The following is a 20,433-nucleotide window of genomic DNA, read 5'->3' as shown; positions in this document are numbered from 1 at the left end:
CGGGTGAGCTACAAGCGCGGTCTTGCCGTTGTTTTCGGATGTGCGATTGCGGCTCTTGTGTCGTTTGCCGCGACGTATCCGCGCTTTTACCCGACCCCTTCTTCCGCCGGCGCGCCCGCCGCGACCGGTAACGGCGCGGCGCGCCCGCCCGCGCCCGCACTCGGCGTCGAATTGCCTGGCCTGCCCGGCAGCAAAAGTCCGCTGGCGTGGTCGCGGCTGAGCGCCGCGGAGCATGTGGCGCTGGCGCCATTCGAGGCGCAGTGGGATTCGTTCAGCGACGAACGCAAACGAAAATGGCTGAAGATCGCATCGCGTTACTCGAAATTGTCACCCGATGCACAAAAACGCCTGCATGAACGGATGACCGAATGGGTGCGCATGACGCCCGATCAGCGCCGCGTCGCGCGTGAAAATTACCAGGTTTCGAAGCAATTGCCCCGTGAAGCGCGCCAGAACGCGTGGAAGGCCTATCAGGAATTGCCGGAAGAACTGAAGCAGCGGCTTGCCGCGAGCGAGCACAAGCGGCGTCCGAGCGTGGTCAGCGCGCCGCCGTCGGGCCGCAGCGAGATCAAGGGGCTCGACCGGCTTGTCAATGCACGCGAGCGTGCCGCGAGCGGCACGTCGTCGGCGAGCGCGGCGGCGGCCGTGTCATTACCGAGCCCGGCTTCGCTGCCGGGTATCCCGGCCGCCGGCAGCTTCGTGCCGGCCACGCCGCTGCCCGTCTCCCCGGCGGAAGCGCCGTCGATTTTCAACGGTTCGTGAGCCGCTCCCGCCCGTGTCAGAACCGCGCGTGACTTCCGGATCCAGTTCGAACTCCAACGCGAGTCCGTCCCCGGCCAAGCCGGCCGGTTCAACGGACACCCCGCCGACCGTGCGTCGCCGTCTCGCCGCGCTGCTTTACGAAGCGCTGCTGCTGTTCGGCGTCGTTTTCGTCGCCGGTTATCTGTTCAGCACGCTCACGCAGCAGCGCAACGGACTCACGCACCACAATCTGCTGGCGGCGTGGATCGGCCTTGTCGTCGGTCTGTATTTCGTGTGGTTCTGGACCCACAGCGGCCAGACCCTGCCGATGAAAACCTGGCGTCTGCGCGTTGTCGCGGCCAGCGGCGCGCCGCTCTCCGCGTGGCGGGCGATTGCACGCTACGTGCTCGCGTGGCTATGGTTTCTGCCGCCGCTCGCATTGCATCCGCTCCTCGGCCTGCGCTTGCCGCAAACCCTCACGATCGCCGCTATCTGGTTCGTGTTGTGGGCGGCCACCGGCCGCTTCGGCGCCAGCCGTCAGTTTCTGCATGACCGTCTTGCTGGAACGCGCGTCATCGACGTCGCGCACTGAGCGGCTCGACCCAACTCCCCGCGTTCTCCCGCAGTCCCCGCTCGCCCTTCTTTGCCCTTCTCCGCCCGCCGCAGTAATAAGAACTTCTCATGACTGTCACGGCACAGTCACGCGCCGTAGGCCCAATACAGGCACCGCAACTCGACGCGTGAGCCATGGACTCCAAAACGTCCGCGACTTCCCTGTTCCGCCAGACTGGCCCGAGCGTCGACTCCGTCGCGTTCCGCCCCGAATCCACCCATAGCCACGGCTTGCCGCTTCCCGTCGCACCGCTGCCGCTCGACACACACGCGCCCCAGCACGACGACGAGCACGCAGAGCCACAGCGTTACCGCACGATCTGGCTGTCGGACATCCACCTCGGATCGAGCGGCTGCCAGGCGCCTTATCTGCTCGATTTCCTGCGCTACAACGAGTCGGAGTATCTGTATCTCGTCGGCGACATCATCGACGGCTGGCAGTTGAAAAAAGGCTGGTACTGGCCGCAGGCCCACAACGACGTCGTGCAGAAAGTGCTGCGCAAGGCGCGTAAAGGCACGCAGGTAGTCTATGTGCCCGGCAATCACGACGAAGCGGCGCGCCAGTTCTGCGACCTCGCGTTCGGCGACATCCACGTGCGCGGCGAAGCCTTCCACACGACGCTCGCCGGCAAGCGCCTGTGGATCGTGCACGGCGATCTGTTCGACGGCGTGATCCAGCACGCGAAGTGGCTCGCCTACCTCGGCGACACGCTCTACACGATGATCCTGATCCTGAACCGCTGGTTCAACCGGATCCGCAGCCGGCTCGGCTTTCCGTACTGGTCGCTTTCGCAATACCTGAAGCATCAGGTCAAGAACGCGGTGAACTTCATCTCGTCGTTCGAACGCGTGATGACCGACGAAGCCCGCCGCCGCGGCTGCGACGGCGTGGTCTGCGGGCACATCCACAAGGCCGAGATACGCGACATCGACGGCGTGCTGTACTGCAATGACGGCGACTGGGTCGAAAGCCTGTCGGCGCTCGTCGAGACGTACGAAGGCGAACTCAAGGTGATCTACTGGACCGTGATGCGAGCCCCGGAAGCGGGCGTGCAAAAGGCCCGGGCGACGGCGTAATCCCTCTCAACCTCTGCTGGCTCGAATCGAGGAAAACCAATCGATGAAGATCATGATCGTCACCGACGCATGGGAACCGCAGGTCAACGGCGTCGTGCGCACGCTGAAGAACACCACGCGCGAGCTGACCGAGCTCGGCCACAACGTCGACTTGCTGACGCCGCTCGAATTCCGGACGATTCCCTGCCCGACGTATCCCGAGATTCGCCTGTCGCTGCTGCCGCGCCGCAAGCTGCGCCAGCGTATCGACGAATTTGCGCCCGACGCGCTCCACATCGCGACAGAAGGCCCGCTCGGCATGGCCGCGCGCGCTTACGCGATCCAGCACAAGCTACCGTTCACAACCGCGTATCACACGCGCTTTCCCGAATATGTGCAGGCGCGTTTCGGCATTCCGCTCGCCGCGACTTACAAGTTCCTGCACTGGTTTCATAAGCCGTCGCTTGCCGTGATGGCGCCGACGCCGGTCGTCAAAAGCGACCTCGAAAAATACGGCTTTACGAATGTCGTGTTGTGGACGCGCGGCGTCGATCTCGACATTTTTCACCCGATGGATTCGAAGGTTCTGAATACCGCGCGGCCGATCTTTCTGTACGTAGGGCGCGTGGCCGTCGAGAAAAACGTCGAGGCATTCCTGAAGCTCGATTTGCCCGGCTCGAAATGGGTTGCGGGCGAAGGGCCCGCGCTGGCCGAGCTGAAATCGCGCTATCCGACCGCCAACTATCTGGGCGTGCTGACACAGGCTGAACTCGCCCGGGTCTATGCTGCAGCGGACGTGTTCGTCTTTCCGAGCCGAACGGACACGTTCGGGCTCGTGCTGCTCGAGGCGCTCGCCTGCGGCACGCCGGTCGCCGCCTATCCGGTTACCGGCCCGATCGACGTGCTCGGCAACGGCGGCGCCGGCGCGATGAACGAAGACCTGCGCGACGCGTGTCTGGAAGCGCTCAAGATCGACCGCGCGCACGCGCGCGCATGGGCCGAGCGCTTTTCGTGGGCGGCGGCCTCGGAGCAGTTCGCCGCGCATCTGAAGCCGTTGCCGCGTGCGTCGTATCGCGAGGAGAGCGCGGCCGCGTGACGCGGCGCGCCTGGCTGCCCATGCGAAGCAGATACTCTCCCGCAAGCCGCGCGTCCGCGAACGGCGCGCTGCGCGCCGTTCACGCCCCCAACGAGCACGACACCGCGGGCGTCGAGCCGTTCGACGACGTCAGCGAATCCACCGTGCCGGATCGAATCGACGGGCATCGCCGGAACGGCCAAAGCGCGGAGCGCGCCCACAACGGCACACCCGCGAACAGCGACACCCAGCACGAACCGCTCGGTCCCGACGACCCGCTCGCGCCCCTGCCCTTCAATCCATACAAGGGCAACCGCGGCCTGACCCGCGCCTGGCACGCGATGAAAAACTCGCTCGCGGGCTTTCGTGTCGCTATCCGCGAGGAGAGCGCGTTTCGCCAGGAGCTGACACTTGCCGCGATTCTGCTTCCGTGCGGCGTGCTGGTCCCGGTCGAACCGGTATCGCGCGTGTTGCTGCTTGGCTCCGTGCTGCTGGTGCTGATCGTCGAGTTGCTGAATTCGAGCGTGGAAGCGGCGATTGACCGTATTTCGCTGGAACGGCACGAACTGTCGCGCCGTGCGAAAGACCTGGGCAGCGCGGCGGTGATGGTTGCGCTCGGCATGTGCCTGATGACTTGGGTGCTGATCGTGGGCCCGCTCGTCGTGCGCTGGGTGAAGGCGTGGCTTTGACGCCAACGCAAGGACAACGCAACGACAACGCAACGACAACCCAACGACGCCAGGCGGCGCGAGCGAAGCGATAAAAAACGCAGCTTGCAGACGACCCGCGTCCGCCGCAAAAATGAAAACCCTCGGTATCCGTTTGATATTAGAACGCTCGGTTTATAATCGTCCGGCAGTCTCAAAATAGCAACCGCGTCCGGGTGGAATACGCAGCAGCGGCACACCGCCGCGCGTCCGACCCGGCGTAACCAGGGCCGGACGACATGGAAGCCAAACCTCCCCGCCGCACGCGCGAACGGATACTCGAACTGTCGTTGAAACTGTTCAACGAAATCGGCGAGCCGAACGTCACGACGACGACTATCGCCGAGGAAATGGAGATCAGTCCAGGCAACCTGTACTACCACTTCCGCAACAAAGACGACATCATCAACAGCATCTTCAGCCAGTTCGAGCAGGAGATCGAAAAGCGTCTGCGTTTTCCCGACGACCACCGTGCGACCATCGACGAAATGTGGTCGTATCTGCAATACATGGTCGATTTCACATGGCGCTACCGTTTCCTGTATCGCGATCTGAACGATCTGCTCGCGCGCAACCGCACGCTCGAAACGCACTTCAAGCAGATCATCAGTCACAAAGTGCGTTTTGCCAGCCAGTTCTGCGATCAACTCGTGGCTGACGGCGAGATGGTCGCCACGCCTGACGAACTGCAAGTGATCGCGACCAACATCGGCGTGATAGCAACGTATTGGCTGTCGTATCAGTTCGTGATGAACCCGCGCAAATACAACGAGCAGGAAGCGATTCGCGCGGAACTCCACCAGGTAAGCGTACAGATCGTGTCGTTGATGGCACCTTATCTGCGCGGCCGCTCGCGGCAGATCTTCGACGACCTGGTGTCGGGCAAGCTGCCCAAGCGCGAGTTCTACGACTATCTGCCGCCGAAAGAAGGCGCCGCGCCTCGCAACGAATAGGACGTTTCTCCATGAAGTCGGTGTGTGTGTATTGCGGCTCCGCGAACGGGGCCAAACCGTTGTATGCAAAAGCGGCGCGCGCGTTCGGCCGCACGCTCGTAGAAGCCGATCTCGCGCTGGTGTACGGCGGCGGCAAGGTTGGCCTGATGGGCGTGATCGCCGACACGGTGATGGCCGAAGGCGGCCGCGCGATCGGCGTGATTCCCGAGTTGCTCGTCAATAAGGAAGTGGGCCATAACGGGCTGACCGAACTGCACGTGGTGCCCGACATGCATCATCGCAAGAAGATGATGGCCGATCTGTCCGATGCGTTCGTTGCAATGCCGGGCGGCGCGGGCACGCTGGAGGAACTCTTCGAGGTCTACACCTGGGCGCAGCTCGGCTATCACCAGAAACCGGTGGCACTGCTCAATATCGACGGCTTTTACGATCCATTGATCAATCTCTTGCAGCACACTGTCGACGAAGGCTTCATGCGCAAAGCGTATCTCGACATCCTGCAGATCGACGCCGATCCCGGCGCATTGATCGGCAAGCTGCAACGCTATCAACCGCCCGCCGCCGACAAGTGGGCGATCAACCGCGACGCCGTCTGACTTCGGCCGCGATTGAAAGCCCGCCGCGTTTGCCTGGCGCCCACTCTCCCTGCACGTTGAGGTTGCGATGACGCAAACCGTTCTGATCACCGGCGGCAGCCGCGGTATAGGCCGCGCGACGGCGCGCTTGCTGGGCGCGCGCGGCTGGTCCGTCGTCGTGAATTACACGCAGAATCTGGCCGCCGCGCAGGAGACCGTCGCCGAAGTCGAGCGGGCCGGCGGGCGCGCATTGCCGGTTGCCGGCGACGTCGCAAACGAAGCCGACGTGATTGCGATGTTCGACCAAACGGAGCAGACCTTTGGCCGGCTCGATGCGCTCGTCAACAACGCGGGTATCGTTGCACCGTCGATGCAACTCGCCGACATGGACCTGGCGCGCCTCACGCGTATCTTCGACGTCAATGTGCTGGGCGCGTATCTGTGCGCGCGCGAAGCCGCGCGTCGCATGTCGACGGATCGCGGTGGCGCGGGCGGCGTGATCGTCAATGTGTCATCGGCGGCGGCGCGGCTGGGTTCGCCGAACGAATACGTCGACTACGCAGGCGCCAAAGGCGCGGTCGACACCATGACGCTCGGGCTCGCGAAGGAACTCGGCCCGCGAGGCGTGCGTGTGAACGCAGTACGGCCGGGTCTCATCGACACTGAGATCCACGCGAGCGGCGGCAAGCCGGATCGCGCCGCACAACTGGGTTCGACAACCCCGCTCGGCCGTCCCGGCCGCGCCGACGAAGTTGCAGAAACCATCGTCTGGCTGCTGAGCGATGCCGCGTCGTATGTGACTGGCGCTCTCATCGACGTTGCGGGCGGCCGCTAGGCGCCCTTTCTTCACCGTCTATTTACGCGGCGGCCGATGTCACGCCGCGTCTCCTTCCTGTTCCCGTTTGCAGCCCATCAGGCATAGGTATTGCCCCGGCACGTTCAACTGCCGCGTCTGTGCGCCGCCGCGCGTGTAATCGTTCGTAAGAATAGGAGATTACAATCGCGGCCGATCGCGCGCCATGCCCGCGACGCCGAATAAAGAACCGGTACGCGCGCCTGAGTTGGCGCTTGCCGCTTGCCGCGATAAGAGATCGTCTTATGCAAGAAAAGCCCGTCGCACCATCTCCGGCCGCCGGCTCGCCAGCCGCCGATCGCGCGCCTTACCTCGAGCGTTGGCGTGCGCTCGGCAACGTGCGTTCGCTGCTTTGGCTCGTGGCGATGGCGATCGTCTGCGCGTGGCTTTTGCCGGGCACGCTGGGTCACGATCCCTGGAAACAGGACGAGACTTATACATTCGGCATCGTCCAGCACATGCTCGACACCGGCGATCTCGTAGTGCCGACCAACGCGGGCCAGCCGTTCGTGGAAAAACCGCCTGTGTACGACTGGGTGGCCGCCGGCCTCGCATGGATGTTCGGCCGCTACATGCCACTGCATGACGCGGCGCGTCTCGCGAGCGCGCTGTTCGCCGGGTTGACCGTGTACTACACGGCCCGTGTCGCGCGCCGCGCCGTGGATGCCACGAACTGGCGCGACTTGCGCGTGGTCAGCACGCTGGCGTTGTTTGGAGGCACCCTCGTCGTCGTCAAACACGTGCACGACATGATGACCGACGTCGCGCTGATGGCCGGTGCGGCGATCGGATTCTGCGGGCTGTTCGAACTCGTGCTCGCGCATCTTCGTTATGACGGAGAACGAAACAACGACGCCGCGCAGCGTCGCCACGCGATACTAAGCGGCGCCGCGATGTTCGGCGCGGGCGTCGGCCTGTCGTTTCTCGCGAAAGGCCTGTTCGTGCCACTCGTGTTCGGCGCGACGGTCTGCGCGGTGCTCGTGCTTTATCCGACCTGCCGCAGCCGCAGCTTCGCCGGCGCGCTCGGCGTGGCCGCGCTGGTGTGCGCGCCGTTCGCACTGATCTGGCCGCTCTGCTTCTATCTACGGTCTGAAGCGCTCTTCAAGGTCTGGCTTTGGGATAACAACGTCGGCCGCTTTTTTGGTTTTTCGGTGGCCGAACTTGGCTCGGAAAGCGAGAACCGGCTATTCGTGCTGCGCACCGTGCTGACCGTCGGGTTTCCCGTCGTGCCGCTGGCAGTGGCCGCGCTCGCGGGCGGCGCATGGCGGCGCTGGCGCGACCCGCGCGTCGCTTTGCCGGCGATTTTCGCGGGCACTGGTTTCGCCGTGCTGCAAAGCTCCGCGACGATCCGCGAACTCTACATTCTGCCTTTCATTGCGCCGCTGGCGTTGCTCGCGATGCAAGGCGCCGAGCGGTTGCCGCAGCGTTTCCATACGGCGTGGGACATTACGAGCCGCGTGTTGTTCGGCAGCACGGCAGCGCTCGCCTGGATTGTCTGGTCCATCGCGAGCAGCCCGGTGAACACGCATGCATCGCTGCACCGGCTCGGCCGATGGCTGCCGCTCGACTTCGTCTTACCCGTCCGCCCCGGGCTGATCGCCGCCGCGCTGTTGATGACTATCGGCTGGCTGTGGCTGCTGCCCGCGTTCAAATACACGGGCAAGTGGCGCGGCTCGCTCAGCTGGTGCGCGGGCGCTGTCGTCGCGTGGGGCTTGGTGAGCACGCTGCTGCTGCCCTGGCTCGATTACGCGAAGAGCTACCGCTCGGTGTTCGAAAACCTCGGCGAGGCGTTGAACGTGGAATGGAATGACGGCGATTGCATGGCGAGCATCGGCTTAGGCGAGTCCGAAGCGCCGATGCTCGAATATTTTGCTGGCATCGAGCACCAGCCGACCGTCGACGCCCGCACGACCGGGTGCACGTGGCTGATTGTCGGAGGCCGGCGGGACAACCCGTCCACACCGGCTGGCGACTGGCGTCTCTTCTGGTCGGGCGCGCGTCCGGGCGATACCGACGAGTTGTTGCGCGTCTTCGTGCGTACCCCGGCTGTCGGTGCAGGGACGCGATAACGCGAGAATCGTGCGTTGATAAAGCGGCGTTCGCCTAAGAGAGAATCCGGGCAACGCGCCCATTCAAGAGGACCCGCCGTACGCGCATTAGCCCGCAACGCGGTGCGTCAGGCGGCCAGAACGCACGTCAACTACCGGCGGCCGGCTTTTTCGCGCGCGATTGAAACGACGAGCCCGGCTCGCGCAGAAAGGCGATTTCATCGGCTGTGGACTCGCGTCCGAGCACCGCGTTCCGATGCGGAAAGCGTCCAAAGCGCTCGATGATCTTTGCGTGCCTCACCGCGAACGAATAATAAGACGCACCGCCCGGCTCGGCGGCAAGGGCCTTGAAAAGACGCAGCGACTCATGCTGGCTTGCGAGCGATTCGTCGTGTTCGAACGGCAGATAAGCGAACGCGCGATGATGCACGCCCGGCAACAGCCGGTCCGCTCCACTCGCAACCATCTGCTGTGCAATAGCCAGCGCTTTCCGGTCGGCCGCGAATGCCGTAACCGTGTCGCGGTGGCAATTGCGCGAAAACTGATCCAGCACGATAACGAGCGACAGCGCTCCTAACGGCGTTGCGGCCCAACTGTCGAGCTGGGACTCGCGGGCGGCATCGATCAGCGTTGCGATACGTTCGCGCAAGCTCGCATCGAATGATTCGTCGGCGGTGAACCAGAGCTTGCGCGGCTCGCCAAAGTCCGGCGAGTCCGGCGCACCGAACCAGCAGTCGAGCACGGCGCGCGCCTGCGGATCGAGCGCGGCGTAGTCAGCCGACCTGCGGTCGGCCACCTCGCCTGCAAGCGCATCGGTCAGCGCATTCGCCACCGGCAACGGCGCCGCGCCGTCGGTGTCCGTGTCGAGGTCAGCCATTGCGGTTGCGCATCCAGTCGGCCGTTTCGAAAAACGAGCCGAGCAGCCGTTCTCTCAGCGGCTCGGCAAGCCCTATGTCTTCCATCGCCCAAGCCATGCAGCGAAGCCACTGGTCCCGTTCGCTGGACGCGATCGCGAACGGCAAATGCCGCGCACGCAGGCGCGGATGCCCGAACCGGCTGATGTAATGATCGGGCCCGCCCAGCCATCCGCAAAGGAACCAGAACAGCTTGTCGCGCGAGCCGTCCATCGACTCGGGATGCAACGCGCGAATGCCGGCGAACTCCGCTTCGAGATCCATCAGGTCGTAAAAACGGTCGACGAGTTCACGCACACGCGCTTCTCCGCCAACCAGTTCGAAGGCCGTAGGCTGCGCCGCCGACACTTCGTCATCAAGCTCACTCATAACAACTCATCAACAGAAATCGAGGGAAAAATCAGGCGTCCCGCAAAGACTGCAACGCGGGACGCGACAGCACATGCCGCAAGCTCAGCCAGCCGCCGACCGCTGCACACGCGACGCCCGCCGCGATTCCGGCGGGCAGCAGCCATGGATTGAACTCGAGATAGAACTGGAACACGCGAGTCGCGAGCACCCAGCCGATCACCTGCGCCCCGAGTGCCGCCATGAATCCGGCGAGCGCGCCGACCGCGACGAACTCGGCGATCTGCACCGTGCGAACCTGGCCGTGGGACGCGCCCAGCGCGCGCAACAGCGCGGATTCTCGCATACGCTCGTCGCGCGTGCCGGCGAGCGCCGCGTACAGCACGAGCACGCCTGCCGCGAGCGTGAAGGCGAACAGGAATTGCACCGCGCCGATCACCTGCTGCAACACGCGCTGCACCTGCGCGAGGATAGGACCGGTGTCGATGGCCGTCAGATTCGGGTATGCGGCGATCAGGCCGTCGATAGTCGAACGTTTTTCAGGCGGCAAATGGAAGCTGGTAATGAACGTAGCCGGAAAGTCCTGCAACGCGGCCGGCGGCATCAATACGAAAAAGTTGACCTTGAACGAGCCCCAGTCGAGCTTGCGAACGCTCGTGACCGGCGCGTCGATCTGCAGGCCGGTGACGTCGAAGCGCAGCACGTCGCCCGGCTTCACGTTGATCAGCTTCGCAAGACCTTCTTCGATCGAAATCTGCGGCGTCTTCGCGTCGCCATACCAGGTGCCGGCGGAAAGGCGGTTGTCCTCGGGCAACTGCGTCGTGTACGACAGATTGAATTCGCGGTCCACTAGCCGTTTCGCGTCGTCGCCCTTGAACGAATCGGGATTCACCGCTTTGCCGTTGATGGCGGTGAGCCGGCCGCGCACCATCGGCGAGAGCACCGTGTCCGGCACGCCATGCGTGTCCAGATAATGCGTGACCGCGTCGCGCTGATCGGGCTGAATGTCGATGATGAATTCGTTCGGCGCATCGGGCGGCGTCGATTTGCGCCAGCCGGCCACGAGATCGTTGCGCGTCATCGCGATCAACAGCAGGCACATGAGGCCGATGCCGAGCGCGGTGATCTGCAACGCGCTCGCACTGCTGCGCCGCTCCAGCGAGGCGAGCGCATAACGCCAGCCGATGCCCGCATTCACACGCTCGCTGCGCACCACGCGCGCCGCGCCCCACAGCGCAACGCGGGCGACGCACGCGAACACCAGCAGTCCGCCCGCGAAACCGCCCGCGACGATTCCGCCGAGCTTCAACTCGCCCGCCGCGACGATCAACAGTCCCGCGAAGAGCACGATGCCGAGCGCGTAAGCGGCCCACGCCGTGCGCCCTTCTTCGCCCCACTCGCGACGCAGCACGCGAACCGGCGGCACACGCGTGAGCGGCAACAGCGGCGGCAGCGCAAAGCCGAGCAGCAGCACCAGACCGGCTGCGATGCCTTCGAGCGCCGGCCATGCCGTGGGGTACGGCAACGCGACGTCGATGAGACTGCCAAGCCACGTCAGCAACGCCAGATGGCCGAGATACCCCAGCGCGACGCCGAGCGCGCCGCCCAGCACGCCCACGCCGACGAATTCGAGCGTGAACAGTGCCCGCAGCGTGCGCTGACTCACGCCGAGACAGCGCATTGCGGCGCATCCGTCGAGATGCCTGCGCATATACCGATGCGCGGCCATCGCGATCGCCACGGCCGCGAGCAGCGCGGTCAGCAGCGAGACGAGCGTGAGGAAATGACTTGCGCGGTCGAGTGTCTGGCGCACTTGCGGCTGGCCGTCCTGCAACGATTCGAGCGCGACCCCGCGCATCTTGCCGCCGTCCACCTTGCCGTGCGCGAACTCTGCAAAGCGCGCGACCGACGCATCGGCGCCCGCGACCAGCAGCCGGTACGTCACGCGGCTGCCGAACGTGATGAGCCCGGTGGACTGAACCTCGTCCGCGCGCATCATCAATCGGGGCGAAAAGTTGACGAACGAGAAGCCACGGTCGAGTTCGCGCGTGATCATCGCGCCGATGATGAAGCTGCGGTTGCCGACCTTCACCGTGTCGCCTATGCGCACCTTCAACGCGTCGAGCAGTTGCTGATCGACCCAGACGGTGCCAGGCGCGGGAATGGTTTGCGCGGGATGATCCGCCGCCGTGGGCGCTGACGCAATCCGCAACGCGCCGCGCAGCGGATAGCCCGGCGACACCGCCTTGATTGCGGCGAGTCGCGACACCGGCTGAGAGCCGGTCGAGTTGATCATGCTCGGAAAGATTGCCGTGGTCGCCGTGCTCAGCCCGAGCGCCGACGCCTGCTGCGCAAACTGCGGATCGACCGGATGATCCGCGCGCACGATGAAGTCGGCGGCGATCATGCGGCGTGCGTCACGCTCGAGCCCTTGATGCAAACGGTCGGCCAGAAAGCCGACGCTCGATAGCGCCGCGACGGCCAGCACCAGCGCGAGCAGCAGCATGGTGAGTTCGCCCGCGCGCCAGTCGCGCGCGGTCATGCGAATCGCCTGGCGCAGCAGATCGCCGCCGCTAAAGCGGCGCGTCGCGGACACGCCGACGCGTGCCGTGGAATGTGTGACCTTGTCGCTGGCTTCGTCGGTACCGCTGGTATCGCGGGTTTCGCTGGTATCGCGGGTTTCGCTGGTATCGCTCAATCGTGCCGGCTCCTCGCGAGGCGCGACACCATATGCGTAGCCATGCCGCGAAAGCCGCCCTGCACGCCGCGCCAGAGCCGCGGCAACACCCAGCCGGCCAGCACCAGGAAGCCGACGATCAGCACGAGAAACAGCAGCGGCAGGAAGAGCGCAAGCAGGATGCCGCCGAATACGAGGCCGTCTTCGGCGGTCGACGTAACGATATTCGACACCGGTTCCGGCGACAGATTAATCAGCGCGCGCGTACCCGCTTTCGTGAGATGCGCGGTGCCTGCGAGCGTGCCGCCCGCGAGCGCGGCTACCGTCAGCAGCGCGGGATCGGCATGGCCGAGTGCGCCGGCTGCGAGCATGGCGCCGGCCGGAATGCGGATAAACGTGTGAATTGCGTCCCACAAGGAATCGAACGCGGGAATCTTGTCTGCAAGAAATTCAGTGACGGTCAGCGCGCCCGCCACGCCGATCACCCAAGGCGAGGACAGCGCGGACAAGGTATCGGGAAGATGAACGAGGCCGAGGCGCTCGAACACGCCGGCCAGCAGGACCGTCAGATAGAGGCGCAGGCCGCTGCCCCATGAGAGCCCCGCAGCAAGCGAAAGTGATTCAAGCATGGCCGCCTCCAGGCGCGCGGTGCGTGCCGGGCGCTTCGGCAGGCCAATCACGAAGGAGCCGCCACACCGAAGTCGTCAGACCCGCGCCAAGCCGGCCGCGCCGGGCAGGCCGCGGGCAACTTCAGGTTGGTTTCAATCTCATTATAGCCACGTTAATTCGCAGAACGCAGAGTGGCTTGCAAAATGGCGGCATGTGCAGGGACTCAATGTCCCGACGACAGCTTGAGCCCGACCAGGCCGACGACAATCAGCGCCGCGCTCGCAACCCGTGCGACCGTGAGCGCCTCGCCCATCATCACGATGCCGAAGATGAACGCGCCGACCGCGCCGATGCCGGTCCACACCGCGTATGCGGTGCCGAGCGGCAACTGCCTCATAGCCATTGCCAGCAGCACGAAGCTGCCGACCGCCGTCACGATGGTGAAGACCGAAGGCCACAGCCGTGTGAAACCGTCCGAGCTTTTGAGACCGGCCGCCCAAGCGACTTCGAGCAAACCGGCGACGAATAGAAGAATCCAGGACATGGAACAGCTCCATTGATCAGATGGGGCCGTCCCCGTTTGTGAAAAGCGTAAGGCCGTCCTTACGGTTCGTAATTATAACGATCCGCTCGCCATCGCGCTGTGAGGCGCACGCCGCCGTGCTCAAGCCACGCCGACCAGCCGGTATCCGACACCTGTTTCCGTCACGATGTGCTCGGGTTGCGCCGGATCGCGCTCCAGTTTGCCCCGCAAATGCGCCATATAGATTCGCAGATAGTGATAGCTCTCGACATGCGACGGCCCCCACACGTCGCGCAGCAATTGCCTGTGCGTCAGTACGCGGCCTGCATGGCGCACGAGCGTTGCGAGCAGCCGATACTCGATCGGCGTCAGATGAACCGCGGCGCCTTCTCGCGTCACCTGGCGCAACGCCAGATCGACGCTTACCGCGCCAAAGCGCACCTGCGGCGACTCGTTCGCGCCGCCCTGATTGCGACGCCGCAGATGCGCGCGGATTCGCGCGAGCAGTTCGGACACGCCGAAGGGCTTCGTCAGGTAATCGTCCGCACCGGCATCGAGCGCCGCGACTTTCTCGCTCTCCTGCGTGCGCGCGGACAGCACGATCACCGGCAACTCGCTCCAGCCGCGCAATTCGCGGATCACGTCGAGACCGTCGGTGTCGGGCAGGCCGAGATCGACGATCACGAGATCCGGCTTGCGCGTCGCGGCTTCCACCAGGCCTTGCTTGCCGGTCTCGGCGTCATACACGGCGATGCCCTCCCCTTCCAGCGCCGTGCGCACAAAGCGGCGAATCTGCTTTTCGTCTTCGATCAGAACGACGGTGATGCTCGGCTCACTCATGAGTTGGTTTCGCTAGCTGGTCCAGGTGCGGGTTTGAATGCGAGTCCAAATCCGCGGGTGTTGAGTCTGCTTGTCCCGGATTGTGTCCCAGATCGTCGTCGGCTTCTTCGTCCATCGGATCCGGCGCGTCCGGCGGCGTGTCGACGGGCAGCGTGAACCAGAAGCGCGCACCGTCGATGCGGCCATCAACCGCTTCTGCCGAACCTGCCGAACCTACAGACCCAGCGGCCACGCGATTGAGCGCGCCGATGCTTCCGCCGTGCGCTTCCACGATCGCTCGACAAATCGCGAGACCCAGGCCCACGCCGGGCTTGGTCGATTCCTTCTCGCCGCGCGTGAACTTCTCGAACACTCGCGTTTCCATGCCGGCTGGCAGGCCCGGCCCATTATCGTCGACAGTGACGCGCACGAACGGCTTGCCGTCCGGCTCGAAGCGTTGCGCGCCGATGGTCAGCGGCGTACCGGGCGACGTGTATTTCGCCGCATTCTCGAACAGGTTCGAAAAAAGCCGCTCCATCAGTACAGCGTCCAGATGCAGCAACGGCAGGTCGGCCGCGAGATTGACCTGCACCGGGTGTCCGCTCAGCGCACGCTTGCAGGCGCGCAACGCCGCGCCCACGGTTTCTTCGAGCGGCGTCCACTGCCGGTTTAGCTGCAGGCTGCCCTCCTGCAAGCGCGCCATGTCGAGCAGATTCGTCACGATCCCGGTCATGCGCAGCGCTTCTTCATGGATCGCCTCGACGAGTTCACCGTCGCGCTCCACGTCGACATGAGTTCCCCGCGATTGTGCGAGCATCGACGAGAAGCCGACAATCGTTGTAAGCGGAGTGCGCAAGTCGTGCGAAATCGCCGACAACAGCGAGTTGCGCAAACGTTCGGATTCCATACTGACCAGCGCGTCGCGCGCAATATCCACATAATGCACGCGCTCGAGCGCGAGCGCGATCTGCGCGGCAAACGCGTCGAGCATGCGCTCCTGCTCGGGCACGTCCAGTTCGCGTTCGTCGCGCACCACCACCGCAAGCACGCCGCGCGTGCGCATCGGCGCCTTTAGCGGCAGATACAGAGCAGCCGCAGCGGGCAGCGTGTCGGTACCGTGTCCGGCCGGCTTCTGATGATCGTAGACCCATTGGCCGACATCGGTATCGAGCAGTTCGCCTTCTAGCGTGACTGCGGCGTCCGGGTCCTCGATTTTCTGCTTCACCCGGTCGGCGCTGTCCGGCAACAGGACCGCAACGCGCGCGCCGAACACTTCGCTCACGTGACGGCTCCCAATGCCGACGATCTGTTCGGTCGTGAGCGCGGCGGCCAGTTCGCGCGCCATCGAGTACATGGCGCCGGTGCGCTGCTCGCGGCGCCGCGCCACGCGCGCCTCGCGCCGCAAGCTCGACGTTAGATGACTGATCACGAGCGAGGTCAGCAACATGCCGAAGAACGTGAGCAGATATTGCGTATCCGACACCGACAGCGACAAGCGCGGCGGCACGAAGAAAAAGTCGAATGCGGCGACGCTCAGGAACGACAGCAGCACGCCGGGCCCGCGCCCGAGTTTCGCTGCTGTGAAGACCACGCCGAGCAGATACAGCATGACCAGGTTCGTCAGATCGATGTGATCGCTCAACTGGCTCGACAACGCGGTGATGCCCGCGCAGATCGCCAGTGCGAAGCCGTACGCGCGCGGCGGCGAGCGGCGTTCGCGCGCGGCGCTCAACGCATCGCGCCATGCGTTCGCAGTCGTGCTGAGCAAGCGGTGCTGCTCACCGCTGCCGCTTTCCGACGACGACGGGCGAATCAGCGTGAGATCGACGTGACCCGCCTTTTCCGCGATGCGTTCGCCAAGCGGGCGGCGCAGCCAGCGCGTTAGACCGGAGCGAGTCGACGCGCCCGCCACCAGTTTCGACACGTTGCGAGCCTGTGCGTAACCGGCCAGCGCCGAAGCCGCGTCGACGCCCGCGAGCGTCGCCGTTTCCGCGCCGAGTTCAGCGGCGAGCTTCAATGCGTTCAGCGTGCGTTCGCGCCGCGCATCGGGTAAGCGCTGCAGCGCGGGCGTCTCCACATACACGGCGATCCAGTCCGCCTTCAGACTTGTGGCGAGACGCGCCGCCGCGCGCACCAGCATCGGCGCTTCGGGGCCGGGACCGACGCATACCAGCAAGCGTTCGCGCGCCTGCCAGATCCGTTCGATCGAGCGGTCGGCACGATACTCCCGCATTTGCGCGTCGACCCGATCGGCGGTACGGCGCAATGCCAGCTCGCGCAACGCGATCAGGTTGCCCTTGCGAAAGAAATTGCGCACGGCGCGCTCGGCCTGTTGCGGCAGATACACCTTGCCGTCGCGCATGCGGTCGAGCAGTTCCTCGGCTGGAAGATCGACCAGCGTGACTTCGTCGGCGCGATCGAACACGCGGTCGGGGACTGTCTCCCACACGCGGATGCCCGTGATCTGTCCAACCACGTCGTTCAGACTTTCCAGGTGTTGAACGTTGACAGTCGTATAGACGTCGATGCCGGCGTCGAGCAGTTCATACACGTCCTGCCAGCGCTTGAGATGCCGCGCGCCCTGCACATTCGAATGCGCGAGTTCGTCGACGAGAATGAGTTGCGGCTTGCGCGCCAGCGCCGCGTCGAGATCGAATTCGCCGAGCTTGCGCCCACGGTAGTCGAACTGTGCAAGCGGCAGCACGTCGAGCCCTTCGAGCAGCGCGGCGGTTTCGCCGCGTCCATGCGTTTCGGCGATGCCGACCACCACGTCCGCGCCTTCGTCACGGCGGCGGCGCGCCGCCTGCAACATCGCGTATGTCTTGCCGACGCCCGCCGACGCGCCGAAAAAAATCTTCAGCCTGCCGCGTTGACGCTGTTGTTCGTCGCGCTGCAGCTTGTCGAGCAGTTGATCGGGATCGGGGCGGTTCATGCTTGCATGTTCGATGGTAGGCACGCGGCGGTGCGTGCATGGTGGCACGGCGACGGCCCGGCCGCAAATCGTTCATGACGATGCACGGCCATGACCTGTGAAAAGATAAAAACCGCACTCTCGCGCGCCGCCTGTTCCGCCGGTTGTCCGGCCGCTTCCCGGTTAGCGCTGCGCCGGGCTCCGGTCAGGCGCCCTCACCCGCGCTTCATCTCGTCGAGCGCGAGGTTCAGTTGCAGCACGTTCACTCGGGGCTCACCGAGAATGCCGAATTGACGGCCACTCGTATAACGGTCCACTAGCGCTCGCACATCGTTCTCTCCGAGCCCCCGCGCTTTCGCGACCCGATCGATCTGATAAGCGGCCGCCGCGGGGCTGATCTCAGGGTCCAGTCCGCTTCCGGACGACGTCACCAGATCGACCGGCACGGGCTTGGACATATCCGTTCCCGCAGCCTTCAACGCGTCGATACGGCCTTTCACTTCGTTCAGAAGCGCCGGATTGGTCGGCCCGAGATTGGAGCCGCCCGAAGCCTGCGCGTTATAGGGCATCGGGCTCGTGGCCGATAGACGTCCCCAGAAGTACTGCGGCGCGTCGAACTGCTGACCGATCAGCTTCGAGCCGACCACCTTGCCGTCCTGCTCGATGAGGCTGCCATTGGCCTCATCGTGAAACAGCGTTTGGCCCACGGCGGTGACCAACGCCGGATAAGCGAGCCCGGTAACGGCGCTGAGCACCGCGAAAAGAACGATCAACGGACGCAAAAGATTTTTCATGACGATTGTTTCCTCGTAGGCTGCCGATTTTCAACAGCCGGACTCAAACCCAGCCAAACGCGGCGAGCACCATATCTATCAACTTGATGCCGATGAACGGCACCACGATTCCACCCAGCCCGTACACGAGCAGATTGCGTCGCAGCAGAACCGCAGCGCCGAGCGCCCGATAACGCACGCCTTTCAACGCGAGCGGAATCAGCAGCACGATGATCAGCGCGTTGAAAATCACCGCCGACATGATCGCGGATGCGGGCGTTGCCAGATGCATCACGTTCAGCGCATTCAGTGCCGGATAGGTGGTCGCGAACGCGGCCGGGATGATCGCGAAGTACTTGGCCAGGTCGTTGGCAATCGAGAACGTGGTGAGCGAGCCGCGCGTCATCAGCATCTGCTTGCCGATTTCTACGATCTCGATCAGCTTCGTCGGATTCGAATCGAGGTCGACCATGTTGCCGGCTTCTTTCGCGGCCTGCGTGCCGGTGTTCATCGCAACCGCGACGTCGGCCTGTGCGAGCGCAGGGGCATCGTTCGTACCGTCGCCCGTCATCGCCACGAGGCGTCCTTCGGCCTGATGCGCGCGGATCGTCGCGAGCTTGGCTTCAGGCGTCGCTTCTGCAAGAAAATCGTCGACACCCGCTTCTGCCGCAATCGCCGCCGCCGTCAGCCGGTTGTCGCCCGTCACCATCACCGTCTTGATGCCCATTTTGCGCAACTCGGCAAAGCGTTCCTTGATGCCGCCTTTCACCACATCCTTCAACTCGATCACACCCAGCACGCGCGCACCGTGTTCGCCTTTCTCCGCGACGACGAGCGGCGTGCTGCCGCGCCGCGCGACTTCGGCGACTGCGTCGCTGACTTCGTGTGGAAAACGGCCACCGTTCGCTTCGACGTAATGCTTCACCGCATCCGCGGCGCCCTTGCGAATTTCGCGGTTCGGCAGATCGACGCCGCTCATCCGCGTTTGCGCGGTAAACGCGAGGAACACCGCGTGCAGCGACGCCATATCGCGCTGACGGATGTTGAAACGCTGCTTCGCGAGCACGACGATGCTGCGTCCTTCTGGCGTTTCGTCGGCAAGCGACGATAGCTGCGCTGCGTCGGCAAGCGCTTCTTCGGTGAGACCCGGCGCCGGAACGAAGAGCGACGCCTGGCGATTGCCGAGCGTGATCGTGCCGGTCTTGTCGAGCAACAGCACGTCGACGTCGCCAGCCGCCTCGACTGCGCGACCCGACGTTGCAATGACGTTCGCCTGCATCATGCGGCTCATGCCGGCCACGCCGATGGCCGACAACAGGCCGCCGATCGTGGTCGGGATCAGGCAAACCAGTAGTGCGACGAGAGCGGTGATCGTCACGACGTGGCCCGCCGCATTGGCCAGATGCGCCGCTTCCACGGAGAACATCGAGAACGGCAGCAGCGTGGCCGTCGCGAGCAGCATCACGATGGTCAGTGCAACCAGCAGAATGGTCAGCGCGATCTCGTTCGGCGTCTTGTGACGCTTCGCGCCTTCGACCATCGCGATCATGCGGTCAAGGAATGCTTCGCCGGGATTTGCGGTGACGCGCACGACGATCCAGTCGGACAGCACGCGCGTGCCGCCCGTCACCGAAGAAAAGTCGCCGCCCGACTCGCGAATCACCGGCGCGGATTCGCCGGTAATCGCGGATTCATCGACGGACGCGACGCCCTCCACTACCTCGCCGTCGGCCGGAATCACGTCGCCGGTTTCGATCAGCACCACGTCGCCGCGACGCAGATCCGACGCGGTGACGATCCGGATTGGCGACTTCGGATGCGGCTCGTTCAACTTCTTCGCCATCACGTCTTTCTTCGCGCTGCGCAGCGATGCGGCCTGCGCTTTCGAGCGGCCCTCGGCGAGCGCCTCGGCGAAGTTCGCGAACAGCACCGTGAACCACAACCACAGCGTGACCGCGAGGATGAAACCCGCAGGCGCCTCCGCCTGACCGGCGAGCGCGGCGATCCACAGGATCGTCGTGAGAATACTGCCGACGTACACGCAGAACATCACCGGGTTACGGAACTGCGTGCGCGGCGTGAGCTTCCTGAAAGAGTCCGCGATCGCCGGGCGCAGCAGCGCCGGATCGAACATGGACCTCGTTGCATTGTGTTCAGTCATTGCATCCTCGAATTTCGCGTTGCTTTTTTGCCGACGCGTACGGATTCGCGTCTTGCCACGTCGTTGCGTATCAGTGCT

General features: G+C 64.5%; 18 protein-coding genes. 9 read left to right on the top strand and 9 right to left on the bottom strand.

The genetic code is table 11. The features are described 5' to 3' along the window. Positions 1-3: 3 nt before the first annotated feature. The 9 genes from H281_RS0123395 (at position 4) to H281_RS0123355 (ending at position 8,641) form a co-directional block, all read left to right on the top strand. Positions 4-762 carry a DUF3106 domain-containing protein gene (locus H281_RS0123395; protein WP_020069566.1) on the top strand — a complete coding sequence of 253 codons (759 nt, stop codon included), beginning with the start codon at positions 4-6 and terminating at the stop codon, positions 760-762. A 13-nt stretch (positions 763-775) separates the two neighbouring features. Beyond that, positions 776-1,333 carry an RDD family protein gene (locus tag H281_RS0123390; RefSeq protein ID WP_027804879.1) on the top strand — a complete coding sequence of 186 codons (558 nt, stop codon included), beginning with the start codon at positions 776-778 and terminating at the stop codon, positions 1,331-1,333. Between the two features lie 155 nt (positions 1,334-1,488). Beyond that, positions 1,489-2,430, top strand: a complete 942-nt coding sequence (locus tag H281_RS0123385) for a UDP-2,3-diacylglucosamine diphosphatase (protein WP_020069564.1) — start codon at positions 1,489-1,491, stop codon at positions 2,428-2,430. Positions 2,431-2,473: 43 nt separating this feature from the next. Then, the gene (locus H281_RS0123380; RefSeq protein WP_020069563.1) at positions 2,474-3,505 is read left to right on the top strand and encodes a glycosyltransferase family 4 protein; all 1,032 of its coding nucleotides are present in this window, start codon (positions 2,474-2,476) and stop codon (positions 3,503-3,505) included. 20 nt (positions 3,506-3,525) lie between these two features. Further along, a complete protein-coding gene (locus tag H281_RS34805) occupies positions 3,526-4,173 on the top strand; it encodes a diacylglycerol kinase (protein ID WP_084690163.1) in 648 nt (215 codons plus the stop codon). A 257-nt stretch (positions 4,174-4,430) separates the two neighbouring features. Continuing rightward, entirely contained in the window at positions 4,431-5,144 is a 714-nt protein-coding gene (locus tag H281_RS0123370) for a TetR/AcrR family transcriptional regulator (RefSeq protein WP_020069561.1), read from the top strand. Positions 5,145-5,155: 11 nt separating this feature from the next. Next, positions 5,156-5,740 carry an LOG family protein gene (locus H281_RS0123365; RefSeq protein ID WP_020069560.1) on the top strand — a complete coding sequence of 195 codons (585 nt, stop codon included), beginning with the start codon at positions 5,156-5,158 and terminating at the stop codon, positions 5,738-5,740. Between the two features lie 67 nt (positions 5,741-5,807). Continuing rightward, complete coding sequence (locus tag H281_RS0123360; RefSeq protein ID WP_020069559.1) at positions 5,808-6,554, top strand: SDR family oxidoreductase; 747 nt, start codon at positions 5,808-5,810, stop codon at positions 6,552-6,554. 263 nt (positions 6,555-6,817) lie between these two features. After that, entirely contained in the window at positions 6,818-8,641 is a 1,824-nt protein-coding gene (locus H281_RS0123355) for an ArnT family glycosyltransferase (RefSeq protein ID WP_020069558.1), read from the top strand. A gap of 127 nt (positions 8,642-8,768) precedes the next feature. Here H281_RS0123355 and H281_RS0123350 read toward each other — a convergent pair whose 3' ends face one another. The 9 genes from H281_RS0123350 to kdpB all read right to left on the bottom strand — a co-directional run bounded on the left by H281_RS0123350 (position 8,769) and on the right by kdpB (position 20,355). After that, on the bottom strand, positions 8,769-9,497 hold the full coding sequence (locus H281_RS0123350) for a DUF924 family protein (RefSeq protein ID WP_020069557.1): 729 nt from the start codon (positions 9,495-9,497) through the stop codon (positions 8,769-8,771). Next, positions 9,490-9,903 carry a group II truncated hemoglobin gene (locus H281_RS0123345; protein WP_020069556.1) on the bottom strand — a complete coding sequence of 138 codons (414 nt, stop codon included), beginning with the start codon at positions 9,901-9,903 and terminating at the stop codon, positions 9,490-9,492. Before H281_RS0123345 ends, H281_RS0123350 begins: the two co-directional genes overlap by 8 nt. Before the next feature lie 31 nt (positions 9,904-9,934). Next, a complete protein-coding gene (locus tag H281_RS0123340) occupies positions 9,935-12,424 on the bottom strand; it encodes an ABC transporter permease (protein ID WP_027804878.1) in 2,490 nt (829 codons plus the stop codon). Positions 12,425-12,576: 152 nt separating this feature from the next. After that, positions 12,577-13,188 (bottom strand): DUF4126 domain-containing protein, encoded by a 612-nt coding sequence (locus tag H281_RS0123335; protein ID WP_027804877.1) that lies wholly within the window; start codon positions 13,186-13,188, stop codon positions 12,577-12,579. Between the two features lie 203 nt (positions 13,189-13,391). Then, entirely contained in the window at positions 13,392-13,712 is a 321-nt protein-coding gene (gene sugE / locus H281_RS0123330; protein WP_020069553.1) for a quaternary ammonium compound efflux SMR transporter SugE, read from the bottom strand. Positions 13,713-13,832: 120 nt separating this feature from the next. Then, positions 13,833-14,531, bottom strand: a complete 699-nt coding sequence (gene kdpE / locus H281_RS0123325) for a two-component system response regulator KdpE (RefSeq protein WP_020069552.1) — start codon at positions 14,529-14,531, stop codon at positions 13,833-13,835. Continuing rightward, positions 14,524-17,442, bottom strand: a complete 2,919-nt coding sequence (locus H281_RS0123320) for a DUF4118 domain-containing protein (RefSeq protein ID WP_020069551.1) — start codon at positions 17,440-17,442, stop codon at positions 14,524-14,526. The genes kdpE and H281_RS0123320 overlap by 8 nt, the downstream gene beginning before the upstream one ends. Positions 17,443-17,636: 194 nt before the next feature. Beyond that, positions 17,637-18,215, bottom strand: a complete 579-nt coding sequence (gene kdpC, locus H281_RS0123315; RefSeq protein ID WP_020069550.1) for a potassium-transporting ATPase subunit KdpC — start codon at positions 18,213-18,215, stop codon at positions 17,637-17,639. Between the two features lie 43 nt (positions 18,216-18,258). Next, positions 18,259-20,355: a potassium-transporting ATPase subunit KdpB gene (gene kdpB, locus H281_RS0123310; RefSeq protein ID WP_027776635.1), complete on the bottom strand. Its 2,097-nt coding sequence runs from the start codon at positions 20,353-20,355 to the stop codon at positions 18,259-18,261. Positions 20,356-20,433: the final 78 nt, after the last annotated feature.

The sequence above is a fragment of the Paraburkholderia caledonica genome, assembly GCF_000383275.1.
Taxonomy (GTDB): domain Bacteria; phylum Pseudomonadota; class Gammaproteobacteria; order Burkholderiales; family Burkholderiaceae; genus Paraburkholderia; species Paraburkholderia caledonica.
Note: the sequence above shows the minus strand (reverse complement) of the source record. Positions and strands in the feature narration are given on the sequence as shown.

Coding starts and splice junctions, on each gene's coding strand:
- H281_RS0123385 (WP_020069564.1), top strand. CDS start 1,489: ATGGACTCCAAAACGTCCGCGACTTCCCTGTTCCGCCAGACTGGCCCG.
- H281_RS0123380 (WP_020069563.1), top strand. CDS start 2,474: ATGAAGATCATGATCGTCACCGACGCATGGGAACCGCAGGTCAACGGC.
- H281_RS34805 (WP_084690163.1), top strand. CDS start 3,526: ATGCGAAGCAGATACTCTCCCGCAAGCCGCGCGTCCGCGAACGGCGCG.
- H281_RS0123370 (WP_020069561.1), top strand. CDS start 4,431: ATGGAAGCCAAACCTCCCCGCCGCACGCGCGAACGGATACTCGAACTG.
- H281_RS0123365 (WP_020069560.1), top strand. CDS start 5,156: ATGAAGTCGGTGTGTGTGTATTGCGGCTCCGCGAACGGGGCCAAACCG.
- H281_RS0123360 (WP_020069559.1), top strand. CDS start 5,808: ATGACGCAAACCGTTCTGATCACCGGCGGCAGCCGCGGTATAGGCCGC.
- H281_RS0123355 (WP_020069558.1), top strand. CDS start 6,818: ATGCAAGAAAAGCCCGTCGCACCATCTCCGGCCGCCGGCTCGCCAGCC.
- H281_RS0123350 (WP_020069557.1), bottom strand. CDS start 9,497: ATGGCTGACCTCGACACGGACACCGACGGCGCGGCGCCGTTGCCGGTG.
- H281_RS0123345 (WP_020069556.1), bottom strand. CDS start 9,903: ATGAGTGAGCTTGATGACGAAGTGTCGGCGGCGCAGCCTACGGCCTTC.
- H281_RS0123340 (WP_027804878.1), bottom strand. CDS start 12,424: ATGACCGCGCGCGACTGGCGCGCGGGCGAACTCACCATGCTGCTGCTC.
- H281_RS0123335 (WP_027804877.1), bottom strand. CDS start 13,188: ATGCTTGAATCACTTTCGCTTGCTGCGGGGCTCTCATGGGGCAGCGGC.
- sugE (WP_020069553.1), bottom strand. CDS start 13,712: ATGTCCTGGATTCTTCTATTCGTCGCCGGTTTGCTCGAAGTCGCTTGG.
- kdpE (WP_020069552.1), bottom strand. CDS start 14,531: ATGAGTGAGCCGAGCATCACCGTCGTTCTGATCGAAGACGAAAAGCAG.
- H281_RS0123320 (WP_020069551.1), bottom strand. CDS start 17,442: ATGAACCGCCCCGATCCCGATCAACTGCTCGACAAGCTGCAGCGCGAC.
- kdpC (WP_020069550.1), bottom strand. CDS start 18,215: ATGAAAAATCTTTTGCGTCCGTTGATCGTTCTTTTCGCGGTGCTCAGC.
- kdpB (WP_027776635.1), bottom strand. CDS start 20,355: ATGACTGAACACAATGCAACGAGGTCCATGTTCGATCCGGCGCTGCTG.